Origin of the sequence: Corynebacterium humireducens NBRC 106098 = DSM 45392, assembly GCF_000819445.1 — a bacterium.
Classification (GTDB): domain Bacteria; phylum Actinomycetota; class Actinomycetes; order Mycobacteriales; family Mycobacteriaceae; genus Corynebacterium; species Corynebacterium humireducens.
Genome location: NZ_CP005286.1, coordinates 2,586,519 through 2,607,555 on the forward strand (window position 1 = coordinate 2,586,519; position 21,037 = coordinate 2,607,555).

At 67.8% G+C, this 21,037-nt stretch carries 22 protein-coding genes; 9 read left to right on the forward strand and 13 right to left on the reverse strand.

Features of this window, described 5'->3' with window-relative positions:
* Positions 1 to 343: 343 nt before the first annotated feature.
* Positions 344 to 718: a GntR family transcriptional regulator gene (locus tag B842_RS12540; protein WP_040087017.1), complete on the reverse strand. Its 375-nt coding sequence runs from the start codon at positions 716 to 718 to the stop codon at positions 344 to 346.
* Between the two features lie 193 nt (positions 719 to 911).
* On the opposite strand from B842_RS12540, the gene B842_RS12545 reads away from it, so the two are divergent.
* Positions 912 to 2,273 carry an NYN domain-containing protein gene (locus B842_RS12545; RefSeq protein WP_040087019.1) on the forward strand — a complete coding sequence of 454 codons (1,362 nt, stop codon included), beginning with the start codon at positions 912 to 914 and terminating at the stop codon, positions 2,271 to 2,273.
* 9 nt (positions 2,274 to 2,282) lie between these two features.
* On the opposite strand, the gene B842_RS12550 is transcribed toward B842_RS12545, so the two are convergent.
* Together B842_RS12550 and trxA are read right to left on the reverse strand one after the other, a co-directional pair.
* Positions 2,283 to 3,131, reverse strand: a complete 849-nt coding sequence (locus tag B842_RS12550) for a PspA/IM30 family protein (RefSeq protein ID WP_040087021.1) — start codon at positions 3,129 to 3,131, stop codon at positions 2,283 to 2,285.
* A 131-nt stretch (positions 3,132 to 3,262) separates the two neighbouring features.
* On the reverse strand, positions 3,263 to 3,646 hold the full coding sequence (gene trxA / locus B842_RS12555) for a thioredoxin (protein ID WP_040087023.1): 384 nt from the start codon (positions 3,644 to 3,646) through the stop codon (positions 3,263 to 3,265).
* A gap of 129 nt (positions 3,647 to 3,775) precedes the next feature.
* On the opposite strand from trxA, the gene B842_RS12560 reads away from it, so the two are divergent.
* The 4 genes from B842_RS12560 (at position 3,776) to B842_RS12575 (ending at position 7,995) form a co-directional block, all read left to right on the forward strand.
* Positions 3,776 to 3,982 carry a heavy-metal-associated domain-containing protein gene (locus tag B842_RS12560; protein ID WP_040087025.1) on the forward strand — a complete coding sequence of 69 codons (207 nt, stop codon included), beginning with the start codon at positions 3,776 to 3,778 and terminating at the stop codon, positions 3,980 to 3,982.
* Between the two features lie 64 nt (positions 3,983 to 4,046).
* The gene (locus tag B842_RS12565) at positions 4,047 to 4,250 is read left to right on the forward strand and encodes a heavy-metal-associated domain-containing protein (protein WP_040087027.1); all 204 of its coding nucleotides are present in this window, start codon (positions 4,047 to 4,049) and stop codon (positions 4,248 to 4,250) included.
* A gap of 89 nt (positions 4,251 to 4,339) precedes the next feature.
* Positions 4,340 to 6,622 carry a heavy metal translocating P-type ATPase gene (locus B842_RS12570; protein ID WP_040087029.1) on the forward strand — a complete coding sequence of 761 codons (2,283 nt, stop codon included), beginning with the start codon at positions 4,340 to 4,342 and terminating at the stop codon, positions 6,620 to 6,622.
* Between the two features lie 32 nt (positions 6,623 to 6,654).
* Complete coding sequence (locus B842_RS12575; protein ID WP_040087031.1) at positions 6,655 to 7,995, forward strand: MFS transporter; 1,341 nt, start codon at positions 6,655 to 6,657, stop codon at positions 7,993 to 7,995.
* On the opposite strand, the gene B842_RS13790 is transcribed toward B842_RS12575, so the two are convergent.
* A complete protein-coding gene (locus tag B842_RS13790) occupies positions 7,992 to 8,162 on the reverse strand; it encodes a hypothetical protein (protein ID WP_156119523.1) in 171 nt (56 codons plus the stop codon). The genes B842_RS12575 and B842_RS13790 overlap by 4 nt on opposite strands.
* Before the next feature lie 336 nt (positions 8,163 to 8,498).
* Here B842_RS13790 and B842_RS12580 point away from each other — a divergent pair, with 336 nt between their 5' ends.
* Positions 8,499 to 9,680, forward strand: coding sequence for an MFS transporter (locus B842_RS12580; RefSeq protein WP_245631369.1), 1,182 nt, complete (start codon positions 8,499 to 8,501; stop codon positions 9,678 to 9,680).
* On the opposite strand, the gene B842_RS12585 is transcribed toward B842_RS12580, so the two are convergent.
* From B842_RS12585 to B842_RS12625, 9 genes are all read right to left on the reverse strand, one after another.
* The gene (locus B842_RS12585) at positions 9,643 to 10,215 is read right to left on the reverse strand and encodes a PadR family transcriptional regulator (protein WP_052437948.1); all 573 of its coding nucleotides are present in this window, start codon (positions 10,213 to 10,215) and stop codon (positions 9,643 to 9,645) included. The genes B842_RS12580 and B842_RS12585 overlap by 38 nt on opposite strands.
* A 124-nt stretch (positions 10,216 to 10,339) precedes the next feature.
* Positions 10,340 to 11,833, reverse strand: a complete 1,494-nt coding sequence (dnaB, locus tag B842_RS12590; protein WP_040087035.1) for a replicative DNA helicase — start codon at positions 11,831 to 11,833, stop codon at positions 10,340 to 10,342.
* A 544-nt stretch (positions 11,834 to 12,377) separates the two neighbouring features.
* Positions 12,378 to 12,830: a 50S ribosomal protein L9 gene (rplI, locus tag B842_RS12595; RefSeq protein WP_040087036.1), complete on the reverse strand. Its 453-nt coding sequence runs from the start codon at positions 12,828 to 12,830 to the stop codon at positions 12,378 to 12,380.
* A 64-nt stretch (positions 12,831 to 12,894) separates the two neighbouring features.
* Positions 12,895 to 13,530, reverse strand: a complete 636-nt coding sequence (locus B842_RS12600; RefSeq protein WP_040087039.1) for a single-stranded DNA-binding protein — start codon at positions 13,528 to 13,530, stop codon at positions 12,895 to 12,897.
* A gap of 65 nt (positions 13,531 to 13,595) precedes the next feature.
* Positions 13,596 to 13,883 (reverse strand): 30S ribosomal protein S6, encoded by a 288-nt coding sequence (gene rpsF, locus B842_RS12605; RefSeq protein WP_040087040.1) that lies wholly within the window; start codon positions 13,881 to 13,883, stop codon positions 13,596 to 13,598.
* A gap of 142 nt (positions 13,884 to 14,025) precedes the next feature.
* Positions 14,026 to 14,226: a hypothetical protein gene (locus B842_RS12610; RefSeq protein ID WP_040087041.1), complete on the reverse strand. Its 201-nt coding sequence runs from the start codon at positions 14,224 to 14,226 to the stop codon at positions 14,026 to 14,028.
* On the reverse strand, positions 14,223 to 15,629 hold the full coding sequence (locus tag B842_RS12615; RefSeq protein ID WP_052437949.1) for a glycosyltransferase family 87 protein: 1,407 nt from the start codon (positions 15,627 to 15,629) through the stop codon (positions 14,223 to 14,225). The genes B842_RS12610 and B842_RS12615 overlap by 4 nt, the downstream gene beginning before the upstream one ends.
* Positions 15,629 to 17,806, reverse strand: a complete 2,178-nt coding sequence (locus tag B842_RS12620) for a transglycosylase domain-containing protein (protein WP_040087042.1) — start codon at positions 17,804 to 17,806, stop codon at positions 15,629 to 15,631. Before B842_RS12620 ends, B842_RS12615 begins: the two co-directional genes overlap by 1 nt.
* A gap of 98 nt (positions 17,807 to 17,904) precedes the next feature.
* Positions 17,905 to 18,279 (reverse strand): DUF5318 family protein, encoded by a 375-nt coding sequence (locus B842_RS12625; protein WP_156119524.1) that lies wholly within the window; start codon positions 18,277 to 18,279, stop codon positions 17,905 to 17,907.
* Positions 18,280 to 18,417: 138 nt separating this feature from the next.
* Between B842_RS12625 and B842_RS12630 the strand changes: the two genes are divergently transcribed.
* From B842_RS12630 to B842_RS12640, 3 genes are read left to right on the forward strand one after another with little or no spacing between them, the layout of a single operon-like run.
* A complete protein-coding gene (locus B842_RS12630; RefSeq protein ID WP_040087044.1) occupies positions 18,418 to 19,509 on the forward strand; it encodes an inositol-3-phosphate synthase in 1,092 nt (363 codons plus the stop codon).
* A 60-nt stretch (positions 19,510 to 19,569) separates the two neighbouring features.
* Complete coding sequence (locus B842_RS12635; RefSeq protein ID WP_082028470.1) at positions 19,570 to 20,031, forward strand: MarR family winged helix-turn-helix transcriptional regulator; 462 nt, start codon at positions 19,570 to 19,572, stop codon at positions 20,029 to 20,031.
* Between the two features lie 47 nt (positions 20,032 to 20,078).
* Positions 20,079 to 21,029: a universal stress protein gene (locus B842_RS12640; RefSeq protein ID WP_040087047.1), complete on the forward strand. Its 951-nt coding sequence runs from the start codon at positions 20,079 to 20,081 to the stop codon at positions 21,027 to 21,029.
* The last annotated feature ends 8 nt before the right edge of the window (positions 21,030 to 21,037 follow it).

A 21,037-nucleotide genomic window follows, 5' to 3' on the forward strand; every position in this document is an offset into this window, starting at 1 on the left:
TGAGTTCTCACACAACACTTGCACACCTCGACACACACCCGGGAGAATATCCCTGGCACCGGTCTTGGCGACGAGTTACGAACTTACCGAAGTGATCCGACCGAAGTCAAATCCGTGTTCTGTTCGTGAATTTTTCTTAGCTTGTCAGGGCCTGTTTTCCTGCCGCCTACTCACATCCAGCACTCCCTGGTGGGGGTGTTGTCTGCGGGGCGTTGTCGGTCGCGCTGACTCACATAAAGTTACACACCCCCACACACCAACACAAATCCCCAGCTCACAGCACCTAAACGTCACACACCACACACGCCGATCGGCACCCAACAGGCAATCGTGAGCGCCTACGTCAGCGGTAGAGTCCCCGGCTCTCGGCGACAGCCTCGATGAGTGTCCGCACCTCTGCGCGGGTGAAGTCGAGCTTGGCGGCTTCGTCGACAAGCGGGACCAGGAAGTTGGCCGCGAAGTCCTCGCGCCGGCGGGCGAGGATGATGTCCCGCGCCCGTGGGGTGACGAACATGCCGAGGCCGCGCCTCTTCTCCAGGATCCCCCGGTCGGCGAGGAGTGTGAGTCCCCGGCGGGCGGTGGCGGGGTTGATGTCGTGGAAGTCGGCGAGCTCGTTGGTTGAGGGGGCGCGCGATCCGGGGGAGAGGGTGCCGTCGATGATGCCGTCCTCGATGAGTCCGGCGATCTGACGGAACAGTGGGGCGGTTGTATCGTCCATCGGCACTCTTCAGCGGTTGATTACATCACTAACCAACCTATCGGCGAGATTACGATCCGGCAACCGTCACCCCCTGCCACCTGCGTGAATGCCGGGAATCCCCTGCCCGCCATCGACGTGGCGCCCCGGGTTAAGGCATGCTGGTGGGGAAGAAACTCACCTTAGATACCGGACAAAAAAGAAATTAGGAGCCATGCTTGAACGCACACTTGTCTTCGTCGACACCTCTTATCTCCTCGCGAGTTTCTACAACTCGTGGGAGACGGGTGCTCGTGCGCAGTTAGAAATTGATCTCCCCGAGGTCGTCAACGTCCTCGGGTCGATGATCCAGAACCAGCTCCATCAGCCGATTCACCGGCAGCTCTGGTACGACGGCATCCCCGAGTCGGGGCCGCACCGCTACCAGCGGGCCCTCCGGACCTGCGACGGCGTGCAGCTGCGCGCCGGCCAGCTCATCGAGTGGGGCGAGCGCCGTACCCAGAAGGCCGTGGACACCCGCCTGGTCGCGGACATGGTCGTTGCCGCCTGCCGCCAGCAGGTCTCCGACATCGTCCTCGTCTCCGGCGACGCCGACATGATCCCCGGCGTCAACGAGGCCACCAACCACGGCATCCGTGTCCATCTCTACGGCTTCGGCTGGGACTCCATGTCCTCGGCCCTGCGCCACGCCTGTGATTCCACGACCATCCTCGATCCGCGGGAGGACTTCGCCGAGGCCATGCAGCTGCAGGTTCTCGAGGGTCCGCTGCCGCCAGTCGTGCGCGACCGCCCGCTGTCCGACGCCGAGCCCATCGAGGACCTCGGCATGACGGCGGTGCCCAGCCCGCACGGCGCACCCCGGGCCGAGAGCACCGAGAGCACCGACACCGCCGAGACTCCGGCGGCCCCCCACTCCCCCACCGTCCCGGCGGAGGACTGCAGCCCGGCCGAGGGCACCTTCGCCCCGGCCAGCCCGTTGTCGCAGGCCCCGTCGCCGGTGGAGGCCGCCGTCCAGGAGGCGGCCGCGGTGTCGGCGCAGCCGGAGCCGCTCCGCCCGCCGCAGCAGGCCTCCGAGATCGACGACGCCGACATGCCGCTCCCCGAGCGGCCCCTGCAGGAGGACCGCACTCCGACACAGCCGCCCGCCCCCGCGGCGGCGGAGAAGGAGAAGGAGGGGGACGTCGAGAAGCAGGAGGAGGAGACGCCGAAGCCGGCTCCCCGTCCGGCGGCCCCGAAGCCGTCGATGATGGCTCCCCGCCGGAAGCTGCGTTCGCGTTATGTGCCGCTGCCGGAGGAGGTCTGGTCCTCGGCCGGTTTCCAGACGCCCTTCGACGTCGGTCAGCAGTACGCGACCTGGTGGTACGAGAATGCCGCCACGTCGGAGCAGCGTGACCAGGCACATCTGCTCTCCGGTGGCGGCCTGCCCCCGGAGATCGACCGTCCGCTGCTGCAGTTCGCGTGCGAGACCCTCCACGAGTACACGCTCAGCGAGTCGCAGCGCGTCAACCTCCGGGACGGGTTCCACTCCGGGATCCGCGGCGTACTGATCAACTTCCGCCGCGAGATCCGCGAGTAGCTCCCTGTTCTACTGCTTGTCGACGCCGTCGGGACCCGGGGTCTCCCCCTTCCCGGCGGCGTCGTCGTCATTCTCGACCGGCTCCGCCTCGACGAGCTCCGGCTGTTCCTCAGCCTTGCCCTCGGTGAGCTCCTTGCCGCCGGCCATGGAGGCGCGGATCTCGGCGAGCCGGGCGGCGGCCTTCATGTCGGTGCCGGCGCTGGTGATCTCCGCGATGCGGTCGCCGACGGAGTTCTGGGTGAGTTCCTGCGCACCGAGTGCCTCGGCGTAACGACGCTCGATCTTCTCCCGCACCGCGTCCAGGGTGGGCACGTTGCCGTCCGGACGCAGCTCCTGCATGGAGTCCATCGCCTTCGTGGCGGTCTCCTGCATGGCGGCCTGGTCGGCCTGGGCACGCAGCTGGTCGATCTGTGCGAGCTGCTCACGCAGGCGGGCCTCGGACTCGAGCTGCTGGCGGGTGGCCTGCTCCGCATTCTGCGTGGCCTGGGCGTGGAGCTGCTTGGTCTCCTCGAGCTGCTGCTCGACGGCGACGAGCTGGGAGGCGAAGATCTCCGCGGTGTTCGTGTACTCCTGCGCCTTGGCCTCATTGCCTTCGGCGGTGGCGCGGTCGGCGGCCTGCAGGGCGGTGCGCGTCTGGTCCTGGTGCTCCTGCTGCGACCTGAGCAGGCGGTCCAGCTTCATCTCGAGCTGCTTCTGGTTGCCGATGACGGCCGCCGCCTGCTCGGTGATCTGCTGGTGCTGCTTCTTGGCCGCGTCGGCGGCCTGTTGGATCTGGACCTTGGGGTCGGCATTCTCGTCGATCTTCGCATCGAAGGACGCCAGCAGGTACTTCCAGCCCTTGGAGAGGGGATTAGACATATCGTGGGTCTCGCTTTCTGACGAAAATGGGTATACGACAGAGTTTAGAGCGAAAGACGCGGTCATGTCGGCACGAAAAAGCCCGGTCCGCACTCTTCCGGAAGGAATGTGGACCGGGCTGCAGCCGGGGGTTACTGGCTCTCGGCGTCGCGGGCCGCGTTGGCCTCGGCGACCTGGCGGCGGACGTCCTCCATGTCCAGCGCCTTGACCTGACCGATGAGGTCCTCGAGGGCGGCCGGGGGCAGGGCGCCGGCGTCGCGGTAGACCATGATTCCGTCGCGGAAGATCATCAGGGTCGGGATGGACTGGATCTGCAGGGCCGCAGCGAGACCCTGGTGGGCCTCGGTGTCCAGCTTCGCGAAGGTGGCATCCGGGTGCTTCTCGGAGGCGGCCTCGAAGGTCGGGGCGAAGGCGCGGCACGGGCCGCACCACGATGCCCAGGCGTCGACGAGGACGATGCCCTCGCCGGTCACGGTCTGCTCGAAGGTGGCCTCAGTGACGTCAATGGTTGCCAAGGGATTCTCCTGTTGGGTCGTTTTGTATGGTTCTACATATGACCGCATTTATGCGGTGTCTTTCTAGCTCAACCCTACCCGGCTGAACCTTATTCCCATTCGGAGGGAACACCCGGAGGAAAGGACCCCATGATCAAGAACTACGTCGTCGAGGGCATGACCTGTGACGCCTGCCGTGCCTCGGTGGAGGAGGAGATCAACGAGATCCCCGGCACCCAGGGCGTCGATGTGGACCTGGAGACCGGCCGTGTGGCGGTGACCGGCGAGGAGATCTCCGACGAGCTGGTCGCCCGCGCGGTGGAGGCGGCCGGCTACCGGCTGCAGGAGCAGGACTAGTCTTTTTCGGATACCTCCTGAGGGTATAGACTCGACCTCATCACCCACCGAGGAGAGGAATCTCATGGCCGTCAAGAACTACCAGGTAGAGGGCATGACCTGCGGACACTGCGAGCTGTCCGTGCAGGAGGAGGTCGGCGAGGTCGCCGGCGTCTCCGGCGTGGAGGCCTCGCACGAGACCGGCACCGTGACCGTCACCGGTGAGGGCTTCACCGACGAGCAGGTCACCGCCGCCATCGAGGAGGCCGGCTACCGGGTCGTCGAGTAGCCGCCGGCAGCCCGGGCCGCCCGGACCCCACCGAGGGTCCGGGCTTTTTCGTCGTTGCCCGATACCCTAGGGGGGTATAGGCTGTGGGTATGACACAGACACAGCCACCCGTCGACGTGGTCCGCCTCGACCTCGGCGTCACCGGCATGACGTGCACCGCCTGCTCGGGCCGCGTGGAGCGCAAGCTCAACAAGGTCGACGGCGTGGAGGCCACCGTCAACTTCGCCACCGAGTCCGCGTCCATCTCCTACGACCCGGCCAAGGTCGACCCCGACGCGCTCATCGACGTCGTCCGCGGCGCAGGCTACGACGCCTTCGAGCTCGCCGACGAGACCGCAGTGACCGCGGGGACGGCGGAGACCCCCGCGGAGGAGGATGCGGGAGCAGGTGAGAGCCCCCACGAGGCCGCCCGCCGTCGCGAGTCCGCGGACCTCCGGCAGCGCCTCATCATGTCGGCGGTGCTCACCGTCCCGATCGTGCTGCTGAGCATGATCCCGGCGCTGCAGTTCACCAACTGGCAGTGGGCGGTGCTGACGATGACCACGCCGGTGTTCTTCTTCGGTGGCGCCCCGTTCCACAGGGCAACGTGGGCGAACCTCCGGCAGCGTTCCTTCACGATGGACACGCTCATCACGCTCGGCACCTCCGCCGCGTACCTGTGGAGCCTGTGGGCGCTGTTCCTCGGCAACGCCGGCCACCCGGGGATGAAGATGCAGATGCACCTCTTCCCCTCCGACACCACGATGGACGAGATCTACCTCGAGACCACCGCCGTCGTGATCACGTTCCTGCTGCTCGGCCGCTGGTTCGAGGTCCGCGCCAAGGGGCGTTCCTCGGAGGCGCTGCGCGCGCTGCTCGACATGGGGGCCAAGGACGCCGCCGTGCTTCGCGACGACCGCGAGGTCCGCGTCCCCGTCCGGGATCTGCAGGTCGGCGACGTCATCATCGTGCGCCCCGGCGAGAAGATCGCCACCGACGGCCGCGTCATCGAGGGTTCCTCCGCGGTCGACGAGTCCATGCTCACCGGCGAGTCGGTGCCGGTCGAGGTGAGCGTCGGCTCCCGCGTCACGGGCGCGACGATCAACGCCTCCGGCCGTCTCCTCGTCGAGGTCACCCGCGTGGGCGGTGACACGACGCTCGCCCAGATGGCCCGGCTGGTCTCCGACGCGCAGGCCCGGAAGGCCCCGGTCCAGCGGCTCGTCGACCGGATCTCCCAGGTCTTCGTGCCGGTGGTCATCGTGATCTCGCTGATCACCCTCGGTGTCCACCTGGCGCTCGGCGCCGGACTGGCCCCGTCGTTCACGGCCGCCGTCGCCGTCCTCATCATCGCCTGCCCCTGCGCCCTCGGCCTGGCCACCCCGACCGCGCTGCTCGTGGGCACCGGCCGGGGCGCGCAGCTGGGACTGCTCATCAAGGGTCCGGAGGTCCTCGAGTCGACCCGGCGCGTGGACACCATCGTCATGGACAAGACCGGCACCGTCACCGCCGGCGTCATGTCCGTCACGGACGTCCAGGCTGGTGAGGGACACTCAGCCGAGGACGTGCTCCGGTGGGGTGCCGCCGTCGAGGCGGGGTCCGAGCACCCCATCGCCGCCGCCGTCGTCCGCCACGCGGGCCAGGGGCTGCCCGAGGTCAGTGACTTCCGGAACCTCGCCGGCCAGGGCGTGACCGGCACCGTCGAGGGCCGCACGATCGCCGTCGGCCGCCCCGCCGGTGAGCTGCCCGGCGCGCTGCAGGACGCCTTCACCGCCGCCCAGGAACAGGGCGGCACCCCGGTCGTCGTGTCCGTCGACGGACAGCCGGCCGGCGTCATCACCGTCCGCGACACCGTGAAGGAGACCTCCGCCGCCGCCGTGGCCGCCCTGCGGGAGCTGGGCATGATCCCGATGCTGCTCACCGGTGACAACGCCGGGGCCGCCCGGGCCGTGGCCGCGGAGGTGGGCATCGACCCCGAGCACGTCATCGCGGAGGTGATGCCGGAGGACAAGGTGGCGGTCGTCGAGAAGCTCCAGCGGGAGGGACGCCACGTCGCGATGGTCGGTGACGGCGTCAACGACGCCGCCGCCCTGGCCCAGTCCGACCTCGGCCTGGCGATGGGGGCCGGCACGGACGTGGCCATCGAGGCCTCCGACATCACCCTGATGAACAACGACCTGCGCTCCGCCGTCGACGCCATCCGGCTGTCCCGCCGCACGCTCGGCACGATCAAGGGCAACCTGTTCTGGGCGTTCGCCTACAACGTGGTGCTCATCCCGGTCGCGGCACTCGGCTTCCTCAACCCCATGCTCGCGGGCATCGCCATGGCGTTCTCCTCGGTGTTCGTCGTGACGAACTCCCTGCGGCTGCGCGGCTTCCGGGCACAGCACCGGTAGTCGGCGCAGACGCGCGGGTTTAGGATCAGAACATGAACCAACAACTGACCAGGAACCAGCGCCTCGACAGGCTGCCGGTCACAGGCAAACACCGGAAACTGCTGTTCGGCTCCGGCATCGGATGGGCGCTCGACGCGATGGACGTCGGCCTCATCTCCTTCATCATGGCGGCGCTGGTCGTCCACTGGGGGCTGACCCCCACCCAGACCTCCTGGCTCGGTTCCGTCGGCTTCGTCGGCATGGCGCTGGGCGCCACGTTCGGTGGTCTGCTGGCCGACCGCATCGGCCGCCGCCAGGTCTTCGCCCTCACCCTGCTGGTCTACGGCCTGGCCACCGGCGCCTCCGCCCTGGCGGGCAGCCTCGCGGTGCTCATCGCCCTGCGCTTCGTGGTGGGCCTCGGCCTGGGTGCGGAACTGCCCGTCGCCTCCACCCTGGTCTCCGAGTTCTCGCCGCGTCGGTACCGCGGCCGCATGGTCGTCATCCTCGAGGCCTTCTGGGCCGTCGGCTGGATCTCCGCCGCCCTCATCGGCTACTTCGTGGTCACCAGCGGCGACAACGGCTGGCGCTGGGCCCTGGCCCTCGGCATGATCCCCACCTTCTACGCCATCTACGTGCGCCGCAGCCTGCCGGAGTCCGTCCGCTTCCTGGAGGACAAGGGCCGCCACGAGAAGGCGGAGGAGGTCGTCGCCTCCTTCGAGGCGGACGTCGACACGCAGGAACTGCAGCGTATCGACGCCGCCGAGCAGCAGCGCCTCCGCGATCTCCCACGCGAGGACTTCGCGGACGCCACGTCGATCTGGGCGCCGGGCCTGCGGCGCCGTACCGCCGCCCTGTGGATCGTGTGGTTCTGCGTGAACCTCTCGTACTACGGCGCGTTCATCTGGATCCCGTCACTGCTGGTGGCGGACGGCTTCACGCTGGTGAAGTCCTTCCAGTTCACGCTCATCATCACGCTGGCGCAGCTGCCGGGCTACGCCGTGGCGGCCTGGCTCATCGAGGCGTGGGGGCGGCGACACACGCTGGCGACGTTCCTGGTGGGCTCGGCGGCGTCGGCACTGTTCTTCGGCACCGCCTCCACGGAGACGACGATCATCGCCGCCGGCTGCCTGCTGTCCTTCTTCAACCTGGGCGCCTGGGGCGCGCTGTACGCCATCGGCCCGGAGCTCTACCCCTCGCACGTGCGTGGGGCGGGCACGGGTGCGGCGGCCGGATTCGGACGCATCGCGTCCATCATGGCGCCGCTGATCGTCCCCCCGATCCTGCTGTGGGGCGACTCGATCGCCCTGTTCGGCCTTTTCTCCGCGGCGTTCCTGCTGGCCGCGGTGGCCACGCTGACACTCCCCGAGCAGCGCGGCAAGGTGCTGGACGTCTAGCCGAAGTAGAACATCCACGCGAGGCGGTCGAGCAGGCTCGGCCTGCGCTCGCGGGTGAAGTCGTCGAGGTTGCGCGGGACCGAGAGGATGGTGGCCCTCTCGGTGCGCTCGACGCGGATGGCCGGGTTGAAGGCTGCGGTCCGGGGGTTGAACTCTCGAGTGGTCATGATGTCCCTCCTTGGTGCTGCGTCTTATTCGTTGCTTTGTTGATGCTGAGCCTACGGCGTTTTCGCAGGTCAGGCACCATTGGCAAGCCATACCTTAGTAATGCCCGCCTTAAATAGGTGACCCTAAGAAGCAGGGAAACCGCAGGAAATCAACCCTTTGAGGCGTGACCTTCCTCACTTATAGCCGGGGCGCCATCAGGGGCATCACGGGCATCCCACCCCTTTCCGGGGGTGCGTTGGTGTCCGACCCACCCGGAGGGCGGTTGTCCCCGCATCCTCCCCGCAGGACATAGACTGTGCGGACCGTCACAAGTACCACCATCCCTGGAGGACCGGATGAGCACCGATTCCCGCACCTGGGTCCGCGTCGGCCTGGGCATGTTCGTCCTCGCCTTCGGCGCCAACCTCTTCGCCCCGCTCCTGCTCTCCTACCGGGCGGAGGTGGGACTCACCCAGCCGCAGGTGACCTTCCTCCTCGCGGTCTACGTGCTCGGTCTGGTCCCCGCACTCCTCATCGGCGGCCCCCTGTCGGACGTGAAGGGCCGCCGCGCGATGATCCGTCCCGCGCTCATCCTGGGCGGGGTGGGGTCCGCGATCCTGGCCCTCGGTGCGGGCGGCTCCTTCCTCGCCCTCTCTGTGGGGCGTCTCGTCGCCGGCACCGCCATCGGGCTCATCATGGCCGCGGGCGCCGCCTGGCTGCAGGAGCTGTCGACGGGCCCGGTCCACCTGGGGGCCCGTCGCGCCACGGTTGCCCTCTCCCTCGGCTTCGGAGGCGGCCCCCTGCTGGCGGGCCTCATCGCCGAGTTCCTCCCCCACCCCAACCTGCTGCCCTACCTGGTGCACATCGTCCTGCTCACCCTCATCGCGCCACTGGTGTGGCGGACACCCGGCGGCGCGCCCCGGCCGGGGGTGGAACGGCGGGCGCTGTTCTCCCGCAGCGTGCTCTCCCGCCACTTCCTCTTCGCCGTGGCCGCCTGGGCGCCGTGGGGTTTCGGCGCGGTGGCGACCTCCTTCGCCGTCCTCCCCGCTCTGGTCGACGACGCCCTGACCTGGCCGGTGGCCTTCACCGGACTCGTCGTGGCGGTTACCATGGGCACCGGCGTGCTCATCCAGCCACTGGTCTCCCGCTTCGGGTCGGACCTGGTGCCGCCGGCGATCCTGGGCCTCGGCTTCGTCATCCTGGGCATGCTGGCGGCGACCGCCGTCGCGGTGACGGGGTCGCCCTGGCTGGTGTTTCCGGCGGCAGTGCTGCTCGGCGCCGCCTACGGCGTGATGATGGTCTCCGGCCTGCGCGAGGTGCAGATCATCGCCCCGCCACGGGAACTGGGCGCGGCCACCGCGGTCTTCTACTCCCTGACCTACGTCGGCTTCTTCGTCCCGCTCGTCCTGTCCTACCTCGGCCCGCTGCTCGGCTACCCACCGCTCTTCCTCGGCGGCGCGGTGATCGCCGCCGCCTCAATCGGGCCGGTGGTGCACATCGCTAGAGGCCGCGGATCCGCTCCGCCGCCGCAGCGATGATCTCGGCGACCTCCTCCTGCTTGTCGACGCCCGCCTCCCGCACCGCCTCCTTCAGCTCCCGGAAGGCGCGTCCGTAACGGCCCCGCGGATCCTCGTCGGAACGCTCGCGGTAGTCGTCGAGGATGCCCGCCCACCCGGGGTTCGCCTCGACCCGGGCACGGCCCTCGGCGGTGAGGGTGGCGAGCTTGCGACCCTCCTCCACCGACATGGTGATCAGGCCCTCGTCCTCGAGGAGGCTGAGGTTGGGGTAGATGCCGCCCGGTGACGGGGTCCACGCCCCCTCGGTGCGCTCGTCGATCTCGGAGATGAGCTGGTAGCCGTGCATGGGTTCGTCGGCAAGCAGCACGAGGATGACCTGGCGGAGGTCGCCGCGTCCCGCGCGCCCGCCGCGCCCCCTGCCCCGGCGGCCGTGACCTCCGTGGTGGCCGTGGTAGCCGTGCCGCCCGTGCATGCGGCGGCGCCGGCGGTGGCCGTGTCCGCCGTAACCGCCACAGCAGTCGTCGGCGGGACCGTGATTGATGGTGATGTCGTACATTCTCTCTTCCTTTCGATATATCGGAATGTCTGTCGTCACCATAACTTGCGATGTATCGCTATGGCAATAGTGATGTATCGCTACCTTCTCGGCGGAGAGCCCCACCGGAGCGGTGGGCCCCCTGTCAGCCGCGCGCCATGTCCACGAAACGGGAGAAGTGCAGCTGGTGGGCGACGGTCACGGTGTCGATCGGGCCACCACGGTGCTTCGCCAGGATGATGTCGGCCTCGCCGGCGCGGACGTCCTCGCGGTCCTGCGAGTCCGGGCGGTAGAGCAGCATGACCATGTCGGCGTCCTGCTCGAGGGAGCCCGACTCACGAAGGTCGGCGAGCTGCGGACGCTTGTCGGTACGCGCCTCCGGACCACGGTTGAGCTGCGAGATCGCCACCAGCGGCACATCCAGCTCCTTGGCCAGCAGCTTGAGCTGACGGGAGAACTCCGAGACCTCCTGCTGACGGGACTCGACCTTCTTGCCGGAGCTCATCAGCTGCAGATAGTCGATGACGATGAGCTGCAGGTCGTGCTTCTGCTTGAGGCGGCGCGCCTTGGAACGGATCTCCATCATGGTGAGGTTCGGGGAGTCGTCGATGAACAGCGGCGCCTCGGAGATCTGCCCCACCCGGTTGGCCAGGGTGGTCCAGGACTCGTCGGTCATGCGGCCGGAACGCATGTCGGAGAGCTTGATCGACGTCTCCGCCGACATGAGACGCATGACGATCTCCGACTTGCTCATCTCCAGCGAGAAGATGACCGACGCCTTGTTGTGCTTGATCGAGCACGAACGCATGAAGTCCAGCGCGATCGTCGACTTACCCACGCCCGGGCGGGCGGCGACGATGATCATCTGCCCGCCGTGCAGCCCGTTCGTCAGGTTGTCGAGGTCGACGAACCCGGTCGGCACCCCCTGCGCCAGGCCACCGAGGTTGGCGATCTGGTCGAGCTCCTCCATCGTCGGCTCGATGATGTCGGCCAGGACTGCGTAGTCCTCGGTCTCGGTCTTCTGCGCGATGGCGAAGACCTCCTGCTGCGCCAGGTCGAGGACGGTCTCGACCTCCGCGCCCTCGTTGCCCTCGTAACCGAGCTGGACGACGCGCGTGCCGGCGTCGACGAGCCGGCGGAGGATCGCCTTCTCCGCGACGATCTCCGCGTAGTAGCGGGCGTTTGCGGCCGTCGGCACCGAGGAGATGAGGGTGTGCAGGTAGGGGGCGCCGCCGACGCGCTCGAGGTCGTTGTGCCGGTCGAGGCGGCCGGCGACGATGACCGGGTCGATGTCCTTGCTCTCGCCGAACAGGTCGATCATCGCCGAGTAGATGAGCTGGTGCGCCGGGTGGTAGAAGTCCTCCGGCGAGAGCTCGCCGATGATCTCCACGACGGTGTTCGGGCTCAGCAGCATCGCGCCGAGCACGCCCTGCTCCGCCTCCCGGTCATGCGGCGGCTGGCGGTACTCGCCGAAGGCGGCGCCCGTGTTCCCCCGGTTGCGGCGCCGCTCCGGCCGTCCGCCCTGGCGTTCCGGGGCCTGGAACGCGGGGACCAGTGCACCCGGGTCCTCCGGGAGGTCCGGCTCCGACGGCGGCACGTAGTCGTCGTCGAAGCTGGCGTCACCGATTCCTGAAGTCATGAGTCGCAGTCTAGTCACCGCCCCGGCGGACACGAATCTGCACAGGAACCTGTGGATAACTCACTTCCCCCGACACGTGACAAGGGGACATCCACAGGTCCGCAGACCCCTCGGAGGGGGGTTTATCCACAGGTTCTGTGGATAACTCTTGGTTAACGGCAGTCAAAGCGCTTTTCGACGCCACCGGCCCTGTGGACAAACTGTGGACAACCCCCTCCCCCATCCGGGGATGAAGCACCATAACAGCAGGCCAGAAGCCTTTTCCGGGGCTGTGGATAACTGTCCACGAACAGTGAATAACTGCCCTCACCAGCACCTTTGACAGGGCCCGCCAGGAGAGCCACAGGCGACGGCCGGGCATCCGCCGGGCCACCGGAGGGTTAAGTGGAGGTTACACTCCCCAGTTTGTCCACAATTGTCCACACCCCGGCGTACACGGACGAAAACGACGCCCCGCGGTTCACGTTCCGCGGGGCGTCGAGAGCTGTTGTCGTTGGGCCGGCAGACCTCCCGGGGGAGGCTCCGACCGTCGTCATGGCGCGAGTTACGCGGCGACGACCTCGAAGTTGATCTTGCCGGTCACGTCGTCGTGGAGCTTGACGATGACCTGGTAGTTACCGGTCTTCTTCACGAGACCCTTGGGCAGCTCGATGTTGCGCTTGTCCAGGGCCGGGCCGCCTGCCTTCTTCACTGCGTCGGCGATGTCGTCGGTCTTCACGGAACCGAAGAGCTTGCCGGAGTCAGAGGTGCGAACCTGCACGGTCACGCCGGACAGCTGCTCGAGCTGCTCGCGGACCTCACGGGCGTGGTCGAGGTCGCGGATTGCGCGGGCCTCCTGGGCACGCTGAATGCCCTCGATCTGCTTCTCAGCACCACGGGTGGCCACGATGGCCAGGCCGCGGGGAAGCAGGTAGTTGCGTCCGTAACCGTTCTTGACCTCGACGACGTCTCCTGCGTCTCCGAGGTTCTCAACGGCAGCGGTGAGGATCAGCTTCATGATCCCTGCCTTTCGTTGTTCATCCCTGTCGGGAAAGTTCTGTTGAGTGGTTTGATCTGCTCGATCAGAACGGAGGCTCGTCATCGGCCGCACCGCCGAAACCACCGGCCGGCGGGGCGGAACCCCACGGGTCGTTGGCCGGCATCTGCTGCGGCTGCTGGGGTGCCTGCTGGGGCTGGACGTGCGGGGCCTGCTGGCCCTGCTGTCCGAAACCGCCCTGGTACTGAGACTGCTGCTGCTGGGGCTGACCCTGCGGCATGCGCTGGCCCTGGGGCTGGCCCTGGGGCTGGCCACCGCCGAAACCACCGCCGCCGTAGGAACCGCCACCTTCACGTGGGTTGCGGTTGACCTGGGCGGAGGCGAACTTCAGCGACGGGCCGACCTCATCGACCTCGATCTCGAACACCGTGCGGTTCTCGCCCTCCTTCGTCTGGTAGCTGCGCTGCTTGAGGCGGCCGTTGACGATGACGCGCATGCCCTTCGTGAGGGTCTCCGCGACATTCTCGGCTGCCTGGCGCCAGACGTTGCAGGTGAGGAACAGGGCCTCGCCGTCTTCCCACTGGTTCGTGTCCCTGTTGAAGGCACGGGGGGTCGAGGCGATACGGAAATTGGCCACCGCTGCACCCGAGGGGGTGAAACGGAGTTCAGGGTCGGCGACGACGTTGCCGACAACGGTGATGGGGGTATCTCCAATAGCCATGTTCTTCTTACCTTCCAGTGACGGGCCCGGGCGACGGGCGTGTGCTCGTCACCCAGTATCCGTTCTTAAGCGTCGGTGCGCAGAACCTTGGTGCGCAGGACGGAGTCGTTCAGGTTGAGAACGCGGTCCAGCTCAAGCACGGTCGCAGACTCGCACTCGAGGTTGATGACGGCGTAGACGCCCTCTTCCTTCTTGTTGATCGGGTAGGCAAGACGACGCTTACCCCAGACATCAACCTTCTCGACCTTGCCGTTGTCCTTACGGACATTCTCAAGGTACTTATCCAGGGACGGGGCAACGGTGCGCTCATCCTGGGACGGATCCAGGATGATCATGATTTCGTAGTGACGCATCGACCTCATCACCTCCTATGGTCTAGTAATTGTGTTCGGCCACGCCCCATGTGGGCGTGACAGGAGGGTCTGTTGCGTCAAGCAACCCCAGCAGCGTACCGCACGAAGGGCGCAAAGAGTTAATCGCTTCCCGACGCCCGCGTCACCGCGTGACGTCGCCGGGCATCGTCGCGAAGAACACCGCGAGGATCACCGGGATGACGGTGACGAAGATGAAGGCGCCGATGCCGAAGGCGACGGGCCAGACGGTCGGGTACTTCTTCATGAAGGTGTGGAACGCCGCGGCGATGCAGAGGAAGCCGATGACGATGGAGGCGATGCCGAGGACGGTGACAGTGCTCATGCGTCCACCATACGACGGTCCTCCGCCGACTCCTCAGCCTCCTCAGCCTCCACCGGGGCGAGCATCTGCCGCACCACCAGCACCACCATGACGGTGAGCAGGACGAGGCGGGTGAGCAGGGCGGCGTCGAGAAGCTCGGAGGGGATGCCCTTGTTCTCCGCGCCCATCATGTACCACATGAGCAGGGGCCACACGAGGGCGTCGACAGTCATCCACGTGAGCAGCAGACGCCAGCGCGGCAGCGCCAGGACGGCGGGGACCACCAGCCACAGGGAGTACTGCGGGGACCACACCTTGTTGAAGATCAGGAACGCCACCACGATGAGGAAGATCAGCTCGACGGCACGGGGGCGACGGGCGGCCCGCAGCCCGAGGACGAGGATCGCCAGGCACGCGCCGGCGAACAGACCGAACGAGAGGACGTTGAGCAGCGGGACGGGAAGCGTCGGCAGGAGGGTGTTGCGGTCGACGATCGCGTAGACCGTGGTCCACTCCGCGCCGCGTTCACTGTTGAGGCGCAGGAACTCCCCCCACCCCTCCGGGTACAGCACCATGACCGGGACGTTGACCACCAGCCAGGCGACGAGCCCCGTGCCCACCATGGTGAGGAAGGGGACGAAACGGCGGTCCCGGATCGCCAGCACCAGGTACGCGCCGAGCAGGTACAGGGGCCACAGCTTGAAGGCCGCGCCCAGGCCGGTGAGCAGACCCGCCGTCGCGTAACGGCCCCGGGAGGCCGCCAGGATCGCCCCGACCGCGAACGTGATGGACGGGATGTCCCAGTTCGTGAACGCGTGGACGATGACCAGCGGGGAGGCCGCGACGAGGACCGTGTCCCAGACACGGTTGCCCGCCAGCTCCGCGACCGTGCGGATGGTGAGCACCCACAGCGCGGACATCGCCAGCGCCGTGAGCGCGAAGTACCAGGATGCCTCCGCGATGATGAGCGGCGTCCGCGCGACCAGCGGGTACGTCAGACGCGAGAACCCCGCGACGACCCCCTGGAACAGACCCGCCAGCACCGGGTACTCCAGGTAACGGGTGAGGCCGTCCTCCACCCAGGAGAACGCATAGGGGAACCCCGGGAGGTTCAGCCCGCGCCCCTCGTAGAGCGGGGTGATGTCGTTGTAGCAGGCCGCCACGTACTGACGGTTGCCCGACCAGTTCAGACCGATGACGCCGTCCTCCCCACGCACCCCCTCGAGGCAGCGCGCCTTCGACAGGAAACCGAAGGAGAGAAACACCAGCGCCACGGAGATGAGCACCCGCAGCGGGGTCCACCACCGTTGGCGGCCCACCGCCGCGAACCGCCCGACGGGCCCACCCAGGAAATCGACGACGCCCCGCGCCACCGGCTCCGTGGCGGCCGGCGAGACGCGCTCCGTCACCTCTCGGGCCGCCATCAGTTGGGCAGCTCGATCACGAGGCCCGGGAGGATCTCGATGGTGTCCGGCTCCGGCTCCGGGACCGGCTCGAACGGGACCTCCTCGACGGGCTCCTCGACGGGCTCCTCCACCGGCTCCGGCTCGGGAGCCGGGGCGGGGGCCTGGTACACCGGGGCCGGCGGGGCCGGGATGTAGCTCAGGGCGTTGCCACCGGACGGGATGCCGGTGCCGAAGTTGATCGGGCCCGGGGTGGCGAAGTACCTGATCTCCTTGCCCTCGTGGGCCCCGTCCATCGACGCCTTCCAGATCGACGCCGGGCTGCCGGCACCGAACATGTTGCCGCCCCACTGGTTGTAGATCGCGGTGGTGTTGTCGGCGGTGCCCACCCACACGGCGGTGGCCAGCTGCGGGGTCGCGCCGATCATCCAGGCGTCCTTGTTGCGGCCCGTGTCACCGAGCTGCGCGGTGCCGGTCTTGGCGGCCGAGGGGCGGCCCCCGGCCAGGGCGTTGCCGTTGGAGTAGGCGGCGATGGGCTCCATCGCGCTGAGCAGGTTGTCGGCGACGACCTCCGCCACGCGACGCTCACCCTCCCCGGCCTCGTGCTGGAAGAGCAGCTCACCATCGGAGGTCTCCACCCGCTCGACGAAGTAGGTCTCGTGCCACACGCCACGGTTGGCCAGGGTGGCCAGCGCCGTCGCCATGTCCAGCGGACGGGACTGGTACTGGCCGAGGATGATGCCCTCGTAGGGCTGCTCACCGGCCTCGGTGAGCGTCGCCGGCACGCCCGGCAGGGTCTTCGCCATGCCCAGGGCGTGCGCCATGTCGGCGGTGTCCTGGGTGGTGTTGATGAGGTCGTCCTGCAGGCGGATGAAGCTGGTGTTGAAGGACTGCTTGAGCGCCTCGGACAGGGTGGTGTAGCCGGCGCTGCCGCCGTCCCAGTTGTTCACCACGATGTTGCCCGGCAGGCGGACCGGGGAGGAGTCGTACACGGCGGACAGCGGGATGCCCTGCTGGAGGGCGGCGGCCAGGCCGAAGATCTTGAAGGTGGAGCCGGTCTGCAGGGCGGCGTTGCCGTAGTCCCAGCCGGCGGCGTCGTCACCGCCGAAGTAGGCGCGGACGGCGCCGGTGCCCGGCTCCACGGAGACGACGCCCGCGCGGGCGTCCTCCTGCAGCTGCGCCAGGTTGGCGTGGACCGCGTCGACCGTGGCGTTCTGGGCCTGCATGTCGATGGTCGTGGTGATCCGCAGACCGCGGGTGGTCACGTCCTCCTCGCTGATGCCGATGCGCTTGAGCTCGTCCATGACATGGTTCTTGATCATGCCGTTGGTGCCGGTGGCCTCGGTGTAGGCGGAGTACTCGGCCGGGTTACGGGTCTCCGGGTAGTGCAGGCCGGCACGCTCCGTCTCCGGGAGGACGTCCATCTCGACCATGCCGTCGAGGACGTAGTTCCAGCGGGCCTGAGCGCCCTCCGGGTTGTTCCACGGGTCGAGCTGGCTCGGCAGCTGGATGGTGGCCGCGAGGACCGCGCCCTCCTCGGGGGTCAGCTCGGAGATCGACTTGTTGAAGTACGCGTGCGACGCGGCCTCCACGCCGTAGGCGTTGCGGCCGAGGTAGACGGTGTTGAGGTAGGCGGAGAGGATGTCCTCCTTGGCCCACTCGTTGGTCATCTTCACGGAGTAGACGAGCTCGCGGGCCTTACGCACGTAGGAGTGCTCGTCACCCACGAGGGCGTTCTTCACGTACTGCTGCGTGATCGTGGAGCCACCACCCGCGGACGGGTTGCCGGTGATCTGGCCGATCACGGCACGGCCGAAACCGGTGAAGGAGAAGCCCTGGTTGGTCCAGAACTCACGGTCCTCCGCGGCGAGGACCGCGTTCTGCACGTGCACCGGCACCTCCTCCAGCGGCACCTGCCGACGGTTGCCCTCCGGCGGCACGACACGCGCCAGCTCCGTCGTGGAGTCCGACGCGTAGATGGCGGACACCTGCGCGGAGGTCAGCTCGCCCGGCTCGGGCACGTCCACGGTGGCGTAAGCCACGAGGAACACGCCCAGCGGGATGAGGATCAGCGCCGCCAGGGCTCCGAGAGCGGTCGTGAGAATCGGGTGGCGACGGGCCCGGGCACCGATGCCCTTCTTCTCCCGGTCTGCCGCCCGCGACGAGCCGGTGGAGCTGGTGTTCTTCTTGTCTGACACGTGTTGTCCCCGCTGTGATCACTGATGAGGGTTGTTACACACGTGAACACTACTGCCCCGAGGGCCTCTTGGGGAATCTTTCCGCAGGGTCGGGCGGGTCAGCGGGTCGTGGCGGTCACCGCGGTCAGCAGATGATTCCACCGGCAGCGGGGGCAGACCTCCACGGTGTGCACGGTCGCCTCCCGGCCGGAGGCCACGATCCGGGCGATCTCCTCGTCGCTGCGGGCCGTCCCCGCCATCCGGCCGAGCTGCTCCCCGTGGATCCACTGCACGATGCGCAGGTCGTCGGATTCACACACCGGGCAGACATGGCCCGCGGGCACGCCGTGGTACTGCGCTGCGGTGACGAGCAGGAAGTCGGCGTCGCACACCTCGTCACGGGACACCTCACCGGCCCGCCACCGACGCAGCAGCTCAGCGCGGGCGAAACGGTGCGAGACCTCATTGCGGTAGACGACGTGTTCTCCTGTCACGCCGTGCAGTCTACGCACGTCCGCGCCCCGCCTGCACCGGCCATCTTGATCGATCCTGCTGGGCCCGATCTGCTTTCCGCGCATGCGACGGCATACGATGGAACGTTGAATAACCTGACGCAAGGAGTGAACGGATATATGAGCAAGGTTCGCGTGGCAATTGTCGGTGTGGGCAACTGCGCCACTTCACTGGTCCAGGGCGTGGAGTTCTACAGGGACACCCCCGCCGATGAGAAGGTCCCGGGCCTGATGCACGTCCAGTTCGGTGACTACCACGTCTCCGACGTGGAGTTCGTCGCCGCCTTCGACGTCGATGCCGCCAAGGTGGGCACCGACCTCGCGGACGCCATCCTGGCGGCCCCGAACTGCACCATCAAGATCGCCGACGTCCCGGCGACCGGCGTGACCGTGCAGCGTGGCCCGACCCTCGACGGCCTGGGCAAGCACTACCAGGAGACCGTCGAGGAGTCCTCCGAGGCGCCGGTCGACGTCGCCCAGGCGCTTCGCGACGCCGAGGTGGACGTCGTCGTCTCCTACCTGCCGGTCGGCTCCGAGCAGGCGGACAAGTTCTACGCCCAGGCCGCCATCGACGCGGGCTGCGCCTTCGTCAACGCCCTGCCGGTGTTCATCGCCTCCGACCCGGAGTGGGCCCAGAAGTTCATCGACGCCGGCCTCCCGATCGTCGGCGACGACATCAAGTCCCAGGTCGGCGCCACCATCACCCACCGCGTGATGGCCAAGCTGTTCGAGGACCGCGGCGTCCGCCTGGAGCGCACCATGCAGCTCAACGTGGGCGGCAACATGGACTTCAAGAACATGCTCGACCGTGACCGTCTGGAGTCCAAGAAGATCTCCAAGACCCAGGCCGTCACCTCGAACCTGGTGGAGTCCCCCATCGCCGGCAAGACCGAGGACCGCAACGTCCACATCGGCCCCTCCGACTACGTCGAGTGGCTCGACGACCGCAAGTGGGCCTACGTCCGCCTGGAGGGCACCGCCTTCGGTGAGGTCCCGCTCAACCTGGAGTACAAGCTCGAGGTCTGGGACTCCCCGAACTCCGCCGGCATCATCATCGACGCCGTCCGCGCCGCCAAGATCGCCCTCGACCGCAAGGTCGCCGGCCCGGTCCTGCCGGCCTCCGCCTACCTGATGAAGTCCCCGCCGGTGCAGATGGCCGACGAGGACGCCCGCGCACAGCTCGAGGCCTTCATCATCGGCGCCGACGACTAGGCGAGAAAGGGACTTCCGGGCGGATCGGTTTCGGGGGCAAACGTGTCTACTATGGAGACCATGACACCATCGACCCCTGAGGACATCGCCGCCCGGATCCGTCCGGCAATGACCAAGCTGTACGTCATGTACTTCCGCATTGCCGAACAGTCCGACCTGACGGGACCGCAGTTGTCGATCATGGCCCGGCTCAAGGACAACGGCCCCGCGCGGATCAGCCAGATCGCCCGCGAGGAGGGCATCCGCATGCCCACCGCCTCCAACGCCCTCCACCAGCTGGAGCAGCGGGAGCTGGTGGAGCGCATCCGCGACGAGCACGACCGTCGCGGCGTGCGCGTGCAGCTCACCGGCCTCGGGGAGAGCGAACTGGAGCGCGTCGGCGAGGAGCGCACCAAGTACCTCGCCGAGATGCTCGGCACCCTCAGCGAGGACGACCTCGCCCGTGTCGGCGAACTGACCGACATCATCAACAAACTCGCCGACAACTACGGCGCCGACCTCATTGACACGAACGACGGGTAAACAGGGATAATAGGGGACGTAAACACCCCCTACACCCCGATCACTTGATGGCATCCACTTTTATCGCCGCCGATGACGCCCCCACCAGAGTCCTGGTCGCGTGGCGTCCCGATTCCCCGGGCACCGAGTCCATCGAACTCGCTGCCTGGCTCAGCCGTACCACCGAGGTGCAGGTCCGCGTCGTCTCCACCCTGACCCGCCCCTGGCCGGCGTCCTCCTTCAGCCGCCTCGGCGGCAAGTACCAGAAGTGGCTCCGCAAGCAGGCCGAGGTCTGCGAGACCGCGGTGAAGCGGGCGTTGAACAACGCGGGCGTCGAGAAGCGCTGCTGGGACGACGAGTACTCCGTCTTCCTCGACGGACCGAGCGAGTCCGTCCTCATCAGTGAGGCGGCCGACGACTTCGGGGCGCACCTCATCATCCTCGGATCCGAGTCCACCGCACCGAAGGGCCGGTTCATCGCCGGTTCCACGGCCGATGCGCTGCTGCACTCCTCCCCCGTGCCCCTAGGGCTGGCACCGCGTGCCGTGCGCCTGTCGAAACGCGGCGTCACCCGCGTGAACTACGCCTTCCTCGAGACCGAGATCGACGAGAACGACCACTCGCTCCACTACGCCGCGAACCTCGCGGACAGCTGGGACGTCGGGATGCGCATCCTCGCGTTCTCCCCCTCGTGCACCGCCGAGCAGACGTTCCACGACAAACTCGACTTCTCCCGCGAACTCATCGACGAATGGCGCGAACACTCCCTCGCCATCCTCGACCGCAGCCAGGACGTCATCGCGGATCTGCACCCCGACGTCGAGGTCGAGTCCGGCATCGGCTCCGGCCACGGCTGGGCCGGTGCCATCGACGCCCTGAAATGGCGCAAGGGCGACCTGCTCATCCTCGGTTCCACCCCGCCGGGCACCCTGGAGCGCGTGTTCGTCGGATCGACGGCCACCGAGTTCCTGCGGCACGTACACGTCCCGGTGTTCATCCACCCGTCGCCACAGGATTGACGAGGGGT

What these genes read in the sequence shown, in the direction of transcription:
- B842_RS12545 (WP_040087019.1), top strand. Translation starts at nt 912, where the DNA reads ATGCTTGAACGCACACTTGTCTTCGTCGACACCTCTTATCTCCTCGCG.
- B842_RS12570 (WP_040087029.1), top strand. Translation starts at nt 4,340, where the DNA reads ATGACACAGACACAGCCACCCGTCGACGTGGTCCGCCTCGACCTCGGC.
- B842_RS12565 (WP_040087027.1), top strand. Translation starts at nt 4,047, where the DNA reads ATGGCCGTCAAGAACTACCAGGTAGAGGGCATGACCTGCGGACACTGC.
- B842_RS12560 (WP_040087025.1), top strand. Translation starts at nt 3,776, where the DNA reads ATGATCAAGAACTACGTCGTCGAGGGCATGACCTGTGACGCCTGCCGT.
- B842_RS12640 (WP_040087047.1), top strand. Translation starts at nt 20,079, where the DNA reads ATGGCATCCACTTTTATCGCCGCCGATGACGCCCCCACCAGAGTCCTG.
- dnaB (WP_040087035.1), bottom strand. Translation starts at nt 11,833, where the DNA reads ATGACTTCAGGAATCGGTGACGCCAGCTTCGACGACGACTACGTGCCG.
- B842_RS12585 (WP_052437948.1), bottom strand. Translation starts at nt 10,215, where the DNA reads ATGTACGACATCACCATCAATCACGGTCCCGCCGACGACTGCTGTGGC.
- B842_RS12610 (WP_040087041.1), bottom strand. Translation starts at nt 14,226, where the DNA reads ATGAGCACTGTCACCGTCCTCGGCATCGCCTCCATCGTCATCGGCTTC.
- B842_RS12630 (WP_040087044.1), top strand. Translation starts at nt 18,418, where the DNA reads ATGAGCAAGGTTCGCGTGGCAATTGTCGGTGTGGGCAACTGCGCCACT.
- B842_RS12550 (WP_040087021.1), bottom strand. Translation starts at nt 3,131, where the DNA reads ATGTCTAATCCCCTCTCCAAGGGCTGGAAGTACCTGCTGGCGTCCTTC.
- B842_RS12635 (WP_082028470.1), top strand. Translation starts at nt 19,570, where the DNA reads ATGACACCATCGACCCCTGAGGACATCGCCGCCCGGATCCGTCCGGCA.
- rpsF (WP_040087040.1), bottom strand. Translation starts at nt 13,883, where the DNA reads ATGCGTCACTACGAAATCATGATCATCCTGGATCCGTCCCAGGATGAG.
- B842_RS12600 (WP_040087039.1), bottom strand. Translation starts at nt 13,530, where the DNA reads ATGGCTATTGGAGATACCCCCATCACCGTTGTCGGCAACGTCGTCGCC.
- rplI (WP_040087036.1), bottom strand. Translation starts at nt 12,830, where the DNA reads ATGAAGCTGATCCTCACCGCTGCCGTTGAGAACCTCGGAGACGCAGGA.
- B842_RS12580 (WP_245631369.1), top strand. Translation starts at nt 8,499, where the DNA reads ATGAGCACCGATTCCCGCACCTGGGTCCGCGTCGGCCTGGGCATGTTC.
- B842_RS12615 (WP_052437949.1), bottom strand. Translation starts at nt 15,629, where the DNA reads ATGGCGGCCCGAGAGGTGACGGAGCGCGTCTCGCCGGCCGCCACGGAG.
- B842_RS12540 (WP_040087017.1), bottom strand. Translation starts at nt 718, where the DNA reads ATGGACGATACAACCGCCCCACTGTTCCGTCAGATCGCCGGACTCATC.
- B842_RS13790 (WP_156119523.1), bottom strand. Translation starts at nt 8,162, where the DNA reads ATGACCACTCGAGAGTTCAACCCCCGGACCGCAGCCTTCAACCCGGCC.
- B842_RS12575 (WP_040087031.1), top strand. Translation starts at nt 6,655, where the DNA reads ATGAACCAACAACTGACCAGGAACCAGCGCCTCGACAGGCTGCCGGTC.